This is a genomic window from Microbacterium sp. TW_SC_2 (assembly GCF_055361165.1).
The window spans coordinates 936,437-950,489 of sequence record NZ_CM143952.1; the positions used below are offsets into that span (position 1 = coordinate 936,437).

The following is a 14,053-nucleotide window of genomic DNA, read 5'->3' on the forward strand; positions in this document are numbered from 1 at the left end:
GCGGCCCGATCGCGCGCCCCGTTCAGTCCTCGGCGGGGGCGACGCGCGGAGGCCACGCGGTCGCGCCGAGTTCGCGGGAGATGTTGCGCGCGGTCTCGCGCAGGGCGTGGACGACCGCGTCCGATGCCGGTGCCTGCGAGGTCGGCATCACGACCGCCACCGCCGCGACGATGTCGTTCGACGCGTCGGCGATGGGCGCGGCGAGCGAGGATTCGCCCAGCACGGCCTCGTCGGACTCGCGTGCGCTGCCGCGTTCGACGATCGCGGGGAACTCGAGAGTCAGTCGCGCGATGTCGGTGACCGTGTCGCCGGTGAGACTGCGCAGCGGCAGCTCGAAGACGCTCCGCTGAAAGCCGAGGTCGTAGGCGAGCAGCACCTTGCCCATCGCGGACGCGTGAGCGGGGATCGCCACCCCGGTCTCGAGCATCTGCTGACTGTCGTCGGGGCGGAGGTTGTGGTGGATGACGAGCACATCGGTGAAGTGCGGGGCGCCGAGCCTCACCGAGAGGTCGGTGCGGCGCGCGAGGTCCTGCGTCCACCGCATCGCGCGGGCGCGCACGTCGAGGGTGTCGAGATAGACGTTGCTGAGGCGCAGCAGCGTGGGTCCGAGCATGTAGCGCTGGCCGCCGCGTTCCTTGGCGACGAGCCCGTGCGAGCGCAGCGACTTCACGATGCCGTGCACCGTGGAGGGCGGGAGGCTGAGTGCGGCGGCCAGATCGGTGATGCCCAGATGGCGGGCGCCCTGGAGCAGTTCGAGGATCTTCGCCGCGCGGTCGATCGCCTGGATCACGGGCATCCCTTCATCGTCCGATTCATCGTCGAGCCGGATCGTCGTTCCGGTGTTCCGGAACGATCTTGACAACCCGAGCGGTCCCGAGCATATTCGACATTAACGAATTGCTTTCGGAATTTCGCGGCGAGATCGCGAGACATCAAGGATCGAAGGAGATCGCACGATGAAAAAGCTCATCAACGCCCCGGAGGACGTACTGGTCGAATCCCTGAAGGGCGTGGCTCTCGCTCACCCCGAGCTGTCCGTCGATCTGGAGACGCACGTGATCACCCGCGCGACGCCCAAGGCGCAGGGCAAGGTCGCGGTCGTCTCGGGAGGAGGGTCCGGACACGAGCCGCTGCACGGCGGGTTCGTCGGCGTCGGGATGCTGGATGCCGCGGTCGCGGGGCAGGTGTTCACCTCGCCGACGCCGGATCGCGTGCAGGCGGCGACCAAGGCGGTGGATCGCGGCGCAGGTGTGCTGCACATCGTGAAGAACTACACCGGAGACGTGCTGAACTTCGAGATGGCGGCCGAACTCGCCGCGATGGACGGCATCGAGGTCGGCACGGTCGTGGTCGATGACGACGTCGCCGTGCAGGACTCGCTGTACACCGCGGGCCGCCGCGGTGTCGGACTGACGGTGCTCCTGGAGAAGCTGGTGGGCGCGGCAGCCGAAGAGGGGCAGGACCTCGCTGCGGTCGTCGAGCTCGCGAAGCGCATCAACGGTCAGGGCCGATCGATGGGCATGGCTCTGACGAGCTGCACGGTGCCGGCCGCGGGCAAGCCGACCTTCGACCTCCCCGACGACCAGATGGAGATCGGCATCGGCATCCACGGCGAACCGGGCCGCCATCGTGAGCCCCTCGCACCGGCAGCCGACATCGCGCGACAGCTGGTCGAGCCGATCCTCGCCGACCTGGACTTCGCGGGGCCCGCGATCGTGATGGTGAACGGGATGGGCGCGACGCCTCTCATCGAGCTCTACCTGATGTATGCCGAGGTCGCCGCTCTGCTGGAGAAGGCGGGCGTGCAGATCTCCCGCAACCTCGTGGGCAACTACATCACCTCGCTCGACATGGCCGGGTGCTCGGTCACGGTGCTCAAGGCCGACGACGAGCTGCTGCGCCTGTGGGACGCCCCCGTGAACACGGCCGGACTGCGGTGGGGCGCCTGATGGCGGCCGTCGACACCGCTCTTCTGGCCGACTGGGTCTCTCGGTTCGGTGCGGCCATGGCGGAGAATCGCGAGTGGCTCACGGAACTCGACTCCGCGATCGGCGACGCCGACCACGGCGCGAACATGGCGCGCGGCATGAGTGCCGTGAGCGAGAAGCTCGGCGCGGGAGTGCCGGCCACGGCGGACGAGCTGCTCAAGACGGTCGGCATGACGCTCGTGAGCTCGGTGGGAGGTGCCAGCGGTCCGCTCTACGGCACGTTCTTCCTGCGGATGGGGATGTCCGCCGGGGCGGTGACCGAACTCGATGCCGCCGGACTCGCCGGGGCGCTGCGCGCGGGGCTCGACGGCATCGTCGCCCGCGGCAAGGCGGAAGCCGGCGACAAGACGATGTTCGACGCGATGGCGCCGGCCGTCGACGCGTTCGACGCGGCGATCGCCGAGGGGCAGGACCTGCCGGCTTCGGCGCGGAAGGCCGCGGAGGCCGCGGCCGCCGGGCGTGATGCGACCGAACCCCTCGTGGCGCGCAAGGGCCGCGCAAGCTACCTCGGAGAGCGCAGCGCCGGGCACCTCGACCCCGGGGCGGCCTCGACGGCGATCCTGTTCGACACGCTCTCCGCAGCGCTCTCCGGCAGCCCCGGATGATCGGGATCGTCGCCGTCTCCCACAGTGCTCGGCTCGGGGAGGCGGCGCTGGAGCTTGCCCTGCAGATGGTCCCCGGCGGAGGCGTGCGCGTGACGGTCGCCGCGGGAGCGGGCACGGATGCCGAGGGTGCACCGATCCTCGGCACGGACGCCGTGGCGGTCGCGAGCGCGATCGACGAACTCGCCGCGGACTGCGACGGGGTGCTCGTGCTGATGGACCTGGGATCCGCCGTGCTGAGCGCCGAGTTCGCGCTGGAGCTGCGTGCGAGCGAGGTGCCGGTGACGCTGGCGCCCGCGCCGTTCGTCGAGGGCCTCCTCGCCGCGGTGGTGTCGGCGGCGGCGGGAGGAACGCTCGCTGCCGTGGCGGCGGAGGCCGGCGCCGCGCTGGGGGCGAAAGAGGGCCAGCTCGCGACGCCGGGATCAGAGCCTGCCGGGGAGCCGGATCCGGGGACGTCCGTGCCGGAGTCGTCAGGGCGCGGGGGAGTACCCGATGCGACGATCGACGCCGGCCCCGCGGTCACCCGCGTCGTCCGGGTGCGCAACCCGCTCGGCATCCACGCGCGGCCTGCCGCGCTGATCGCCCGGACCGCGGCGGGGGCGGAGATCCGGCTGCGTCGTCTGCCCGACGGCCCGGACGCATCGGCCGCGAGCCTGACGCGGCTGCTGACTCTCGGCGCACGCGCGGGGGACGAGGTCGAGCTGACCGCGCGGGGCCCGGAGGCGGATGCCGCCCTGGAGCGGATCGCGACGCTCTTCGCGGACGGCTTCGGCGAGGGGATGGAGGCATCGAGCTCGGATGCGTCGCCGGACGCCGCGAGCCCGGATGCGCCTGCTCCGGTGCCGCTGCCCGCCGAAGCCCCTGCCGGCCCGGCGGCAGCGTCGGCAGCGATCGCTCCCGGTGCGGTGCTGCGCGGGCGCGGGGTGAGTCCCGGTCAGGTCGCGGCGCCCGTCGTGCGTCTCGCACCACCGCTTCCCGAGCCCGCGGCGTCGACGGTGATCCCGCCGGATGATCGCGCAGACGAGGCCGCCGCGATCGGACGTGCGGTCGGAGTGGTCGCCGATCAGCTGCTGTCCCGGAGCGCGGAGGCGACCGGAGAGGCGCGAGCGATCCTCGAGGCATCGCGACTGCTCGCCTCCGACCCGGAGCTGGTATCCGACGCCACGGCGCTGGTTCGCACGCAGGGCCGCAGCGCCGCACGCGCGGTGTGGGAGACGGCGGGCGCTCAGAGCGAGGCGCTGCGACGGCTCGGCGGGCGCACGGCCGAACGCGCGGCCGACATCCGCGACGTCCGCGATCGGATCGTCGCCGAGATCCAGGGGACGGCGTTGCCCGGAGCGCCGGAACGGGAGGAGCCGTTCGTGCTGGTCGCGACCGACCTCGCCCCCGCCGACACGGCGGCGCTCGAGGGCGGGCACTGCGTCGGCCTCGTCACCGAACAGGGAGGGCCGACGTCGCACACGGCCATCATCGCTCGCTCGCTCGGTCTCCCCGCCGTCGTCGGCGTGTCCGGGGCGACCCGCATCCCACCGGACACGATGGTCCTGATCGACGGCGACCGCGGCTCCGTCGACGTCGACCCGTCCCCGTCACGCATCGCGGAGGTGACGGCCGCGGCGACCGTGCTCGCCTTCGACGGAACCGGGGTGCTCGCGGACGGCGGTCCGGTGCCCCTGTCGGGGAACGTCGGGGGAGCAGCGGATGCGGAGGCCGCCTCGGCCGCGCACGCCGAGGGGGTCGGGTTGTTCCGGACGGAGTTCTGCTTCCTGGACCGCGAAGACGCGCCCGGCATCGACGAGCAGGTGTCCGCGTACCGCGGGGTGCTCGCCGCCTTCCCCGGGCGCAAGGTGGTGGTGCGCACGCTCGACGCGGGGAGCGACAAGCCCCTGCCCTTCGCGAACGCGGCGCACGAGGACAATCCCGCCCTCGGTGTGCGCGGTCTGCGTATCGCTCGCCACCGTCCCGAGCTGCTCGACGACCAACTGCGCGCGCTCGCCCTCGCCGCGGAGGCGGAGTCGGCGCTCGTGGAGGTCATGGCGCCGATGGTGGCGACCGTCGAGGAGGCGCGGGAGTTCGCGCGGCGCTGTCGGACCGCGGGGCTGGCACGCGTGGGCATCATGATCGAGACGCCCTCGGCCGCGCTCCTCGCGCCGGAGCTGTTCGAGATCGTCGACTTCGTCAGCCTCGGCACGAACGACCTGGCCCAGTACACGCTCGCGGCGGACCGTCTGCTCAGCGAGCTGGGAGATCTGAACGATCCGTGGCAGCCGGCGGTGCTGCGATTGATCGGCATGGTCGGCGAGGCCGGTCGTGCGGCGGGCAAACCGGTGGGGGTGTGCGGGGAAGCGGGCGGCGACCCGGCGCTCGCGCCGGTGCTCGTGGGGCTCGGGGTCACCTCGCTGTCGATGACACCGCGCGCGCTCGGCCGTGTGGCCGCGGCCCTCAGGGCGATGACGGCGGACGATTGCCGTCGGGCCGCGCAGGCGGCGGTCGCGGCTTCCACCGCGGGCGAGGCGCGTGCAGCGGTCGCCGCGGCGCATCCGGGGTGAGCGCTCGCGGCGAGGGGCCCGCGGGCCTAGGCTCGCACCCGAGCGCGTCGATGGGCGACGCCCGAGTTCCGTGGGAGGGTGACATGCCGCGATCGCGTCCGTCGATCACGATCCTGGTCGGTGCGGTGGTCGCCGCCTCGATCCTCGTCCTCTCGGCGTGTGCCCCCGAGCCGGAGCCTGCGGCGACCGAGACGGCGACGGCCGCACCCGAGACTCCCGCCCCGGAACCGTACGCCGGGCCGTTGCACTTCGTGGGCGACGAGCTGGACTGGTTCCTCCTCACGGCGGACGAGATCGCCACCACGATCCCCGGCTCCGCCGACATCGCCGAGCCCGACGCGTCGCTGGTGCAGGTCTCCGACGGATTCGGCTCCGTGCTGCAGCCGGAGATCTGCACGGTCTTCCTCACCGAGGCGTCACTGGGCTCGATCGGCGCGCGCACCGTGGCCTGGACCGGCGCGGCCGGAGACCAGCGAGACGGGGTGCTGCGTGTGCTGCAGTTCGCCGACGAGGCGCAGGCGCAGAATCGCATGGATGACTATGCGGCCGCGGCGGGGGCCTGTTCGGACTTCTCGATCGACGGGCAGGCGTCGTCATATGCGCACACCGTGGTCGACGGCGGCGACGGCGTGCGAGCCATGGCCGGCGCGCTCCGATTCTCGCAGGATGCGGGAGCGGACGACCAGGGGAACACGTATTTCGGGATCGCGTCCGTGGGCAACGTGCTGGTCGAGTTCTGGCAGCCGTTCGCGGGGGAGCCGGCGCTCGACGACGCCGCTGCCGCAGACCTGCTGAGCGATCGCGTCGCGCAGGCCCGAGACCGCCTCGTCGAAGAGCTGACGGCGACCCCTCCGGCCGCCGAGGAGGACATGCCCGATGTGGATCCGGCCGCGCCGTGGAGCGCCTGGGAGATCGGCTTCGACGGCATCGGGCCGCTGCGCGTCGGTGAGGAGCTCGACGACGTTCTCGCGGCTGCGCCAGGCGCGGAGATCGTGGACACCGGGATCGGGGAATCGCAGCTCACCTCCCCGGAGGGCAGCACACGCCTCACGGTGACGCCGGAGGAGAACGGCAGCGCCGTCGCCACCCTCCGCGCCGGCGTGATCGGGCTGTACGGAGAGGCGCCGCCGGACGGCAGCGTCCTTCCTCGCGCAGGAGGCGTCGGTGTCGGTGACCCGGTGACGAGCGCCGTCGCGGCCTTCCCGCAGGGAACGGCCGTCCGCATCGTGTCGGCCGGGCTGTATTCCTACGAGGTCGCGACGCGCGACGGGCGGGTGATCCTGTTCCACACGGACCGCGAGGTCGCCGAGGACGGCGCGATGATCGTGGGGATCACGGCGGAGGACGCAACGCTCCGTCGTGAGTACACCTTCCGCGGAACCCTTTAATACTAACCGATCGTTCAGTTAGTATTAGCGCGTCGGACGCCGTTGCGGCGTCCCCGCGACGAGGAGGTCGACGATGACGGAAGCGACGACGCAGGCGCCGGATGCCGTGCGCCCGAACCGGGCCATGATGGAGCGCGATCGCGCCTCGGCCTCGCTGGGTCTCGTGGTCGAACGCGACGATCCCGGTCACGCCGTGGTGTCGATGCGTGTGCGCGAGGACATGACCAACGGCTTCCACATCACGCACGGCGGCTTCGTCTTCGCCCTCGCCGACACGGCCTTCGCCATCGCCTGCAACGAGGACGATCGGGTGACGGTCGCCGCCGGTGCCGACATCTCCTTCCTCAAGCCGACCGTGTCCGGCCAGACGTTGACGGCGACAGCGGTGCGGCGGTCGCTGTCCGGCCGCTCCGGCATCTACGACGTCACCGTGGCCGACGAACAGGGCGATCCGGTCGCCGAGTTCCGCGGTCGCTCCCGGATCACCGGACAGACCCTCTGACCGCGCCATGAGCCTGATGGAGAATCCCGTGTCGATGACGACCGCAGCCCCCTCCCGTGTCCGGCCCCCCGCCGCGTCCGAGCTCGATGCGGAAGAGCGGATGACGAGGGGCGAGATCGAATCGCTCCAGCTCGAGCGCCTGCAGTGGACGGTGCACCATGCCTACGCGAACGTGCCGCTGTACACCCGCAAGTTCGACGAGGCGGGAGTGCATCCGGACGACATCCGCACGCTCGCCGACGTCCGGAGGCTGCCGTTCACGACCAAGGCCGACCTGCGCGAGACCTATCCGTTCGGCATGTTCGCGGTGCCGATGTCCGACGTGGCGCGGATCCATGCGTCCAGCGGCACCACAGGGCGCCCGACCGTCGTCGGCTACACCCGCGGCGACCTCGACCGCTGGGGGACGCTCGTCGCTCGGTCGCTGCGTGCGGCCGGCATCCGCCGAGGGATGAAGGTGCACAACGCCTACGGGTACGGGCTGTTCACGGGCGGCCTGGGCGCGCATGCGGGCATCGAGGCGCTCGGCGCCACCGTCATCCCGATGTCGGGGGGTCAGACCGCGCGTCAGGTGCAGCTCATCCGCGACTTCGAGCCCGATGCCATCCTGTGCACGCCGAGCTACCTGCTCACGATCGCCGACGCGATGGTCGCGCAGGGGATCGATCCCCGCTCCACATCGCTGAAGGTCGCGGTGCTCGGAGCCGAGCCGTGGACGAACGAGATGCGCCGCGAACTCGAACACCGCCTCGGGATCGACGCGCTCGACATCTACGGACTCAGCGAGGTCATGGGCCCGGGCGTCGGCAGCGAGTGCCTGGAGACCAAGGACGGCCCGCACCTGTGGGAGGACCACTTCCTGCCCGAGGTCATCGACGGTGAGACGCTCGCCGCCGTGCCCGACGGCGAGCTGGGCGAACTGGTGTTCACGTCTCTCACCAAGGAGGCGTTCCCGGTCATCCGCTACCGCACGCGCGACCTCACCCGGCTCCTGCCCGGCACGGCGCGCCCCGGGATGCGACGGATGGAGAAGATCACCGGGCGCAACGACGACATGATCATCCTGCGGGGTGTGAACCTCTTCCCGACGCAGATCGAGGAGCTGGTGCTCGGCATCGAGCACCTCACGCCGCATTTCGTCCTCGAACTGTCGAAGGACGGACGTCTGGACGCGCTGACGGTGCGCATCGAGCGTCATCCCGAGCTGTCGATCGAGACCTGTCAGAGCGCGGCCGCGGTGCTGGTGCAGCGGATCAAGGTGCACATCGGCTCGACGGTCGCGGTGCAGTTGGAGGAACCGGGCTCGCTGCCCCGGAGCGAAGGGAAATACAAGCGGGTGTACGACCTGCGGTGAGACCCGACGCCGCGGTGGGCTGCGAGAGCACGGCGAGATGCGACACTGGGGGTGATGTCCGAGATGCAGAGCACGCGGCGGGGCCGCCCGGGGTACGACCAGCAGGGAATCCTCGCCGTCGCGGTCGCGGCGTTCAACGAGTACGGATACGACGCGACGTCGATCGGGATGCTCGCCGAGCGTCTCGGTCTGTCGAAGTCGGCGATCTATCACCACTTCGGGTCCAAGGACGAGATCCTCGCTCGCGCTCTGGACACCGCCCTGAGCGGCCTCGAGGCCGTCGTCGAGGACCCGCTCCCTGTCCGGCATCCGGCGGAGTCCGCCGAGGGACACCGCGCAGGGAGCGCGGCCGATCGTCTCGAACATGTGCTGCGCGGCGCCGTCCACGTGCTGGTCGCGCAGCTGCCCGCGGTCACGCTGCTGCTGCGCGTGCGCGGGAACACCGAGGTGGAGCGTCAGGCGCTCACCCGTCGTCGGGCGTTCGACCGGCGGATCACGGCGCTCGTGTCCGAGGCACAGGCCGAGGGCGCGCTGCGGACCGACATCGACGCCAGCGTCGTCGCCCGTCTCGCGTTCGGCATGATCAACTCGATCGTGGAGTGGTACCGGCCGGGTGGACGCGAGAGCGCCGACCGGCTCGCGGACGACGTCGTCGCGATCGCCCTCGACGGTCTTCGCCGGCGCGCCGTCGACGACACTGCTGACGGTACTGCCGACGCCGCGGCCGTCTGACCCGACGCCGGCAGTCGTGAGCCGTCGCTAGGCGGCGGCCTGCTCCTTCGACACGAGCGTCAGCACGTCGTAGGTCGCGACGATGTCGTCGTGCTGGTTCTTCAGCACGGTGTCCCAGCGCACCTCGCCGTATTCGTCGGTCTCGCGCGGCGTGATCTGCTTCGCCGTCAGCTCCACGCGGATCGAGTCTCCGGGCGAGACGGGCGTGAGGAAGCGCAGGTTCTCCAGGCCCGAGTTCGCGAGCACCGGCCCGGGAGCCGGTTCCACGAAGAGGCCCGCCGCCCACGACACCAGCAGGTAGCCGTGCGCGACGCGACCGGGGAAGAAGGGGTTGGCGGCCGCCGATTCCTCATCCATGTGCGCGTAGAAGGTGTCGCCGGTGAACGTCGCGAACGTCTCGATGTCGTCGAGCGTCACGGTGCGGGAGCCGCTGGCGACCTGATCGCCGATGTGCAGTTCGGCGAGCGACTTGCGGAACGGGTGCACCGCACCGCTCTCCGCGTACGGCCGCGCGGCAGCCCCCTGATGCCAGACACCGGTCAGGGCCGTCATCATCTCGGGGGATCCCTGCACGGCGGTGCGCTGCATGTGGTGCAGCACCGCGCGGATGCCGCCGAGCTCCTCGCCTCCGCCCGCGCGGCCGGGGCCGCCGTGCACGAGATTGGGGAGCGGGGAGCCGTGGCCCGTCGAGCTGCGGGCGTCGTCGCGGTCGAGGAACAGCAGTCGTCCGTTGAAGGCCGCGATCCCCGTGGCGAGGGCGACGGCGACCTCGGGATCATGCGTGGCCACGCTGGTCACGAGCGACCCGCCGCCGCGGGCGACGAGCGCACTCGCCTGTGCGAGCGAGCCGTACCCCACGATGCTCGAGACCGGTCCGAACGCCTCGATCTCGTTGACGGCCGCGCTCTCCGGATCCGCGAACCGCAGCAGCATCGGCGCGACGAAGGCCCCGTCGGGAGCCGGCCCCTCGCTGCCGTCGCCGTGACGGACGGCCGGGGCGTCGGGGGAGCCGATCACGAGCTCGCCTCCTCCGGCCCGCAGCCGCTCGACCTGGCGCAGCACCTCGTCGCGCTGCGCGGTCGAGGCGAGCGGACCCATCGTGACGCCCTCGGCCCGCGGGTCGCCGAGCACGACGCGCTGGTCGAGCCGGGCACGCACGGCGTCGATCACGTCATCGACGGCGGCATCCGGCACGATCGCCCGCCGGATGGCGGTGCACTTCTGTCCGGCCTTGCTGGTCATCTCCGCCACGAGCTGCTTCACGTAGGCGTCGAACTCGGGAGTGCCGCGCACGGCATCCGTCCCCAGGACCGAAGCGTTGATGGAGTCGGTCTCGCTCGTGAAGCGCACTCCTCCGGTCTGCACGGAGTCGTGGGAGCGCAGGCGTTCCGCCGTGGACGCCGATCCGGTGAAGGCCACGAGGTCGCCCAACCGCAGCTCGTCGAACAGTCCGGGCACACTGCCGGAGACGAGTTGCAGGGAGCCCGCGGGGAGCAGGTCGGACTCCACCATCATGCGCACCATGGCCTCGGCGAGATAGCCGGTCGGGGTCGCGGGCTTCACGATCGTGGGCACCCCGGCGAGGAATGCGGGCGCGAACTTCTCCAGCGAGCCCCAGACGGGGAAGTTGAAGGCGTTGATCTGCACGGCGACCCCGGGCAGCCGTGTGTAGATATGGCGCCCCAGGAAGGAGCCGTCCTTGGAGAGGTTCTCGACCTGTCCGTCGACGTACACCTTCGCGTTCGGCATCTCGCGTCGCCCCTTGCCGGAGTAAGCGAACAGCACGCCGATGCCGCCGTCGATGTCGACCCACGAGTCCTGGGTGGTGGCGCCGGTGCGGCTGGAGATCTCGTACAGCTCGGCCTTGCGCTCGGTGAGGGCGAGGGCGAGCTTCTTGAGCAGCACGGCGCGCTGGTGGAACGTGAGTTCCCCGAGGGAGGCCTGGCCGGTGCTCCGGGCGAACTCCAGGGCGGCGGCCAGATCGATGCCCTCCGTCGAGACGCGGGCGACGATGTCTCCGGTCGACGCGTCGCGGACCTCGGTGGCGTCCGCCGCCGACGCGGGCACCCACCAGGACCCCTGCACATAGCTGGGGAGGATCTCGGTCATGTCTGTTCCCTTCCTGAGGCGTTCCATTCATAGAAGCCGCGTCCGCTCTTTCGACCCAGGTGACCCTCGGCGACGAGACGGCGCAGCAGCGCGGGGGGCTCGAAGCGGTCCCCGAGGTGCGCGGCGAGATACTCGGCGATGCCCAGCCGCACGTCGAGGCCTACGATGTCGGTGGTGCGCAGGGGGCCGACCGGATGCTTGTAGCCCAGGGTCATGGCGGCGTCGATGTCGGCCGCGGAGGCGACGCCCTCCTCGAGCATCCGGATCGCCTCGAGGCCGATCGCGAGTCCCAGACGCGAGGAGGCGAAACCCGGGGCGTCCGCGACGACGATCGGCGTCTTGCCGAGCGCCTCGACCCATCCACGGGCGGCGTCGGTGAGCGCGGGAGCGGTGGCCGCCCCGCGGACGATCTCGACGAGCGTGGAGGCGGGCACCGGGTTGAAGAAGTGCATGCCGACGAAGCGGGCGGGGTGTGCGAGCACCGCGGCGAGCTCATCGATCGAGATCGAGGAGGTGTTGGACGCGAGCACGGCGTCGGGGGCGATCTGCGCCTCCACGCGGGTGAGCGCGTCGATCTTGAGGGAGAGGTCCTCCGGCACCGCCTCGATCACGAGCGCGCATGGGGCGAAGAGCGCGGCGTCCGTGCCCGTCTCGAAGCGTGCGCGATAGGCCTCGACCGGCTCGGTGGCCGTGCCGCGGGCGAGCGAGGCGTCGACCGATTCGAGCACGCGCGTCGATGCGGCGGCCGCGGCTTCCGCGTCGCGTTCGACGACGGTGACGCGGGAGCCCGCCAGCAGGAACGCGTGCGCGATGCCGGCGCCCATGCGCCCGCCGCCCAGCACTCCGATATGCGCGGGGGTGGTGGGGGTGCGGTCGCTCATCGATCTCTCCGCTCGAGGAAGTCGGTCATCCGCCGGAACTTCTCCGGGCTCTCGAACAGCTCGGCCTGCGCCTCCTGATCGACCGCGGGGTGCTGGTGGCGGGGCGCGCGGAACACGCGCTTGGTGGCGATCGTGGCCGCCCGGTCGTTGCGCGCGATGCGATCGGCGATCGCGTGCGCCGCGGGCAGCAGGTCGGCGGGTTCATGGATCGCGGAGACGAGTCCGATGCGCAGAGCCTCCTCGGCCTTCACCGTGCGCCCGGTCAGCAGCAGTTCGATCGCCCGGGCGTCGCCGACGATCTCCTTCAGCCGCCAGCTGGCTCCGGCCGCGGCGAGGATGCCCAGGCCCGTCTCGGGGTTGCCGATCGCGAGCGAGGGTGTGGCGATGCGGATGTCGGCCGCGTAGGCGAGTTCGGCGCCGCCGCCGAGCGCATACCCGTCGATCGCCGCGATGACCGGCATCGGCAGTTCGGCGAGGCGCACGAAGGCGTTCGCGTTGATGCCCCGTCGCGCATCGGCGGCTCGTCGCTCGCGCAGCTCGGCGATGTCGGCACCCGCGGCGAAGACGCCTCCGGCGCCCGTGAGGATCACCGTTCGTGGCGTCTCCTCGAGTTCGGCGCAGAGCAGGTGCAGTGCGTCGATCATCGTCTGGTCGATCGCGTTGCGCTTGTGGGGGCGATCGATCGTCGCGACCACGCGATCCGCGCCCCACTCGATGCGCAGAGACGTCTCGGTGGTCGACGGATCCCGGGACATCACACCTTCTCCAGGATCATCGCCGCACCCTGGCCGACACCGACGCACAGGGTCGCGAGGCCGTAACGCGAACCCTCGCGCTCCATGCGCCCGAGCAGCGTGACCAGCAGGCGGGAGCCGGAGGAGCCGAGCGGATGACCGAGCGCGATCGCGCCGCCGTCGGCGTTGACCCTCGCCTCGTCGAGCCCGAGTCGCCGGATGCAGGCGATCGACTGGGTCGCGAACGCCTCGTTCAGCTCGACGGATCCGATGTCGTCGATCGTGAGACCGGCCCGGCGCAGCGCCTTCTCCGTCGCGGGGACGGGGCCGAGTCCCATGATCTCCGGGGCGAGTCCCGCGCTCGTGCCCACCACGATCCGCGCCCGCGGCACGAGGCCGTAGCGTTCCACGGCCTCCGCGCTCGCGACGACGATCGCGGAGGCGCCGTCGTTGAGTGCGCTGGAGTTGCCGGCGGTCACCACGCTGCCGCCGGCGACCACCGGGCGCAGGCGCGCGAGCGCTTCCCGCGTGGTGTCGGGCCGCGGCCCCTCGTCGACCAGGATCTCGTCGGAGCCCACCCGTACGCCGACGATCTCCGCCGCGAAACGTCCTGCCGCGATGGCTGCGGCGGCGCGCTGCTGGGATCGCACGGCGAAGGCGTCCGCCTCCTCCCGGCTGATGCCGTCGAGGCGGGCGACCTCCTCCGCGGTCTCCGGCATCGTGAAGGTCGCCTTGTCGCGGGCGAGAAGGCGGGGGTTCGGGAACCGCCAGCCGATCGAGGTGTCGAAGGCGGCCCCCGGCTTCGCCCACGCCTTCTCCGGCTTGGCCTGCACCCAGGGGGCGCGCGTCATCGACTCGACGCCGCCGGCGATGATGACGTCGGCGTCTCCGGCGCGGATCGCCTGCGCCGCCATCGTGACCGCCGACATCCCGGAGGCGCACAGTCGATTCACCGTGATGCCCGGAACGCTGTCGGGGAGGCCGGCCAGCAGCACCGCCATCCGAGCGACGTTGCGGTTGTCCTCCCCGGCCTGGTTCGCGGCGCCGAGGATCACCTCGTCGATCTCGACGTGCCCGGGATCGATGCCCGCGCGCCGGAGCGCCTCACCGACGACGACGGCGGCGAGGTCGTCCGGTCGCACGGAGGCGAGTGCCCCGCCGTAGCGTCCGACCGGGGTGCGGGTGCCTCCCACGAGGTAGGCCTCGGTCATGCG

The 14,053-nt window shown here is 71.6% G+C and carries 12 protein-coding genes; 7 read left to right on the forward strand and 5 right to left on the reverse strand.

Translation table 11 applies throughout. The features are described from left to right. Nucleotides 1-22: 22 nt before the first annotated feature. Nucleotides 23-796 (reverse strand): IclR family transcriptional regulator, encoded by a 774-nt coding sequence (locus tag ACWA14_RS04375; RefSeq protein WP_463796264.1) that lies wholly within the window; start codon nucleotides 794-796, stop codon nucleotides 23-25. Between the two features lie 160 nt (nucleotides 797-956). On the opposite strand from ACWA14_RS04375, the gene dhaK reads away from it, so the two are divergent. The 7 genes from dhaK to ACWA14_RS04410 all read left to right on the forward strand — a co-directional run bounded on the left by dhaK (nucleotide 957) and on the right by ACWA14_RS04410 (nucleotide 9,115). Beyond that, entirely contained in the window at nucleotides 957-1,949 is a 993-nt protein-coding gene (dhaK, locus tag ACWA14_RS04380) for a dihydroxyacetone kinase subunit DhaK (RefSeq protein ID WP_463796265.1), read from the forward strand. Next, entirely contained in the window at nucleotides 1,949-2,593 is a 645-nt protein-coding gene (dhaL, locus tag ACWA14_RS04385; protein ID WP_463796266.1) for a dihydroxyacetone kinase subunit DhaL, read from the forward strand. Before dhaK ends, dhaL begins: the two co-directional genes overlap by 1 nt. After that, nucleotides 2,590-5,139 carry a phosphoenolpyruvate--protein phosphotransferase gene (ptsP, locus tag ACWA14_RS04390; RefSeq protein WP_463796267.1) on the forward strand — a complete coding sequence of 850 codons (2,550 nt, stop codon included), beginning with the start codon at nucleotides 2,590-2,592 and terminating at the stop codon, nucleotides 5,137-5,139. Before dhaL ends, ptsP begins: the two co-directional genes overlap by 4 nt. Before the next feature lie 83 nt (nucleotides 5,140-5,222). Then, on the forward strand, nucleotides 5,223-6,527 hold the full coding sequence (locus ACWA14_RS04395; protein ID WP_463796268.1) for a hypothetical protein: 1,305 nt from the start codon (nucleotides 5,223-5,225) through the stop codon (nucleotides 6,525-6,527). 73 nt (nucleotides 6,528-6,600) lie between these two features. Beyond that, nucleotides 6,601-7,029, forward strand: coding sequence for a hydroxyphenylacetyl-CoA thioesterase PaaI (gene paaI / locus ACWA14_RS04400; protein WP_463796269.1), 429 nt, complete (start codon nucleotides 6,601-6,603; stop codon nucleotides 7,027-7,029). A gap of 34 nt (nucleotides 7,030-7,063) precedes the next feature. Then, nucleotides 7,064-8,383, forward strand: a complete 1,320-nt coding sequence (gene paaK / locus ACWA14_RS04405) for a phenylacetate--CoA ligase PaaK (RefSeq protein ID WP_463796270.1) — start codon at nucleotides 7,064-7,066, stop codon at nucleotides 8,381-8,383. Nucleotides 8,384-8,437: 54 nt separating this feature from the next. Then, complete coding sequence (locus ACWA14_RS04410; RefSeq protein ID WP_463796271.1) at nucleotides 8,438-9,115, forward strand: TetR/AcrR family transcriptional regulator; 678 nt, start codon at nucleotides 8,438-8,440, stop codon at nucleotides 9,113-9,115. Nucleotides 9,116-9,142: 27 nt separating this feature from the next. On the opposite strand, the gene paaZ is transcribed toward ACWA14_RS04410, so the two are convergent. From paaZ to ACWA14_RS04430, 4 genes are read right to left on the reverse strand one after another with little or no spacing between them, the layout of a single operon-like run. Further along, on the reverse strand, nucleotides 9,143-11,224 hold the full coding sequence (gene paaZ / locus ACWA14_RS04415) for a phenylacetic acid degradation bifunctional protein PaaZ (RefSeq protein WP_463796272.1): 2,082 nt from the start codon (nucleotides 11,222-11,224) through the stop codon (nucleotides 9,143-9,145). After that, on the reverse strand, nucleotides 11,221-12,105 hold the full coding sequence (locus ACWA14_RS04420; protein WP_463796273.1) for a 3-hydroxyacyl-CoA dehydrogenase family protein: 885 nt from the start codon (nucleotides 12,103-12,105) through the stop codon (nucleotides 11,221-11,223). The genes paaZ and ACWA14_RS04420 overlap by 4 nt, the downstream gene beginning before the upstream one ends. Continuing rightward, nucleotides 12,102-12,860, reverse strand: coding sequence for an enoyl-CoA hydratase/isomerase family protein (locus ACWA14_RS04425; protein WP_463796274.1), 759 nt, complete (start codon nucleotides 12,858-12,860; stop codon nucleotides 12,102-12,104). Before ACWA14_RS04425 ends, ACWA14_RS04420 begins: the two co-directional genes overlap by 4 nt. Continuing rightward, a complete protein-coding gene (locus ACWA14_RS04430; RefSeq protein ID WP_463796275.1) occupies nucleotides 12,860-14,050 on the reverse strand; it encodes a thiolase family protein in 1,191 nt (396 codons plus the stop codon). The genes ACWA14_RS04425 and ACWA14_RS04430 overlap by 1 nt, the downstream gene beginning before the upstream one ends. Between the last annotated feature and the right edge of the window lie 3 nt (nucleotides 14,051-14,053).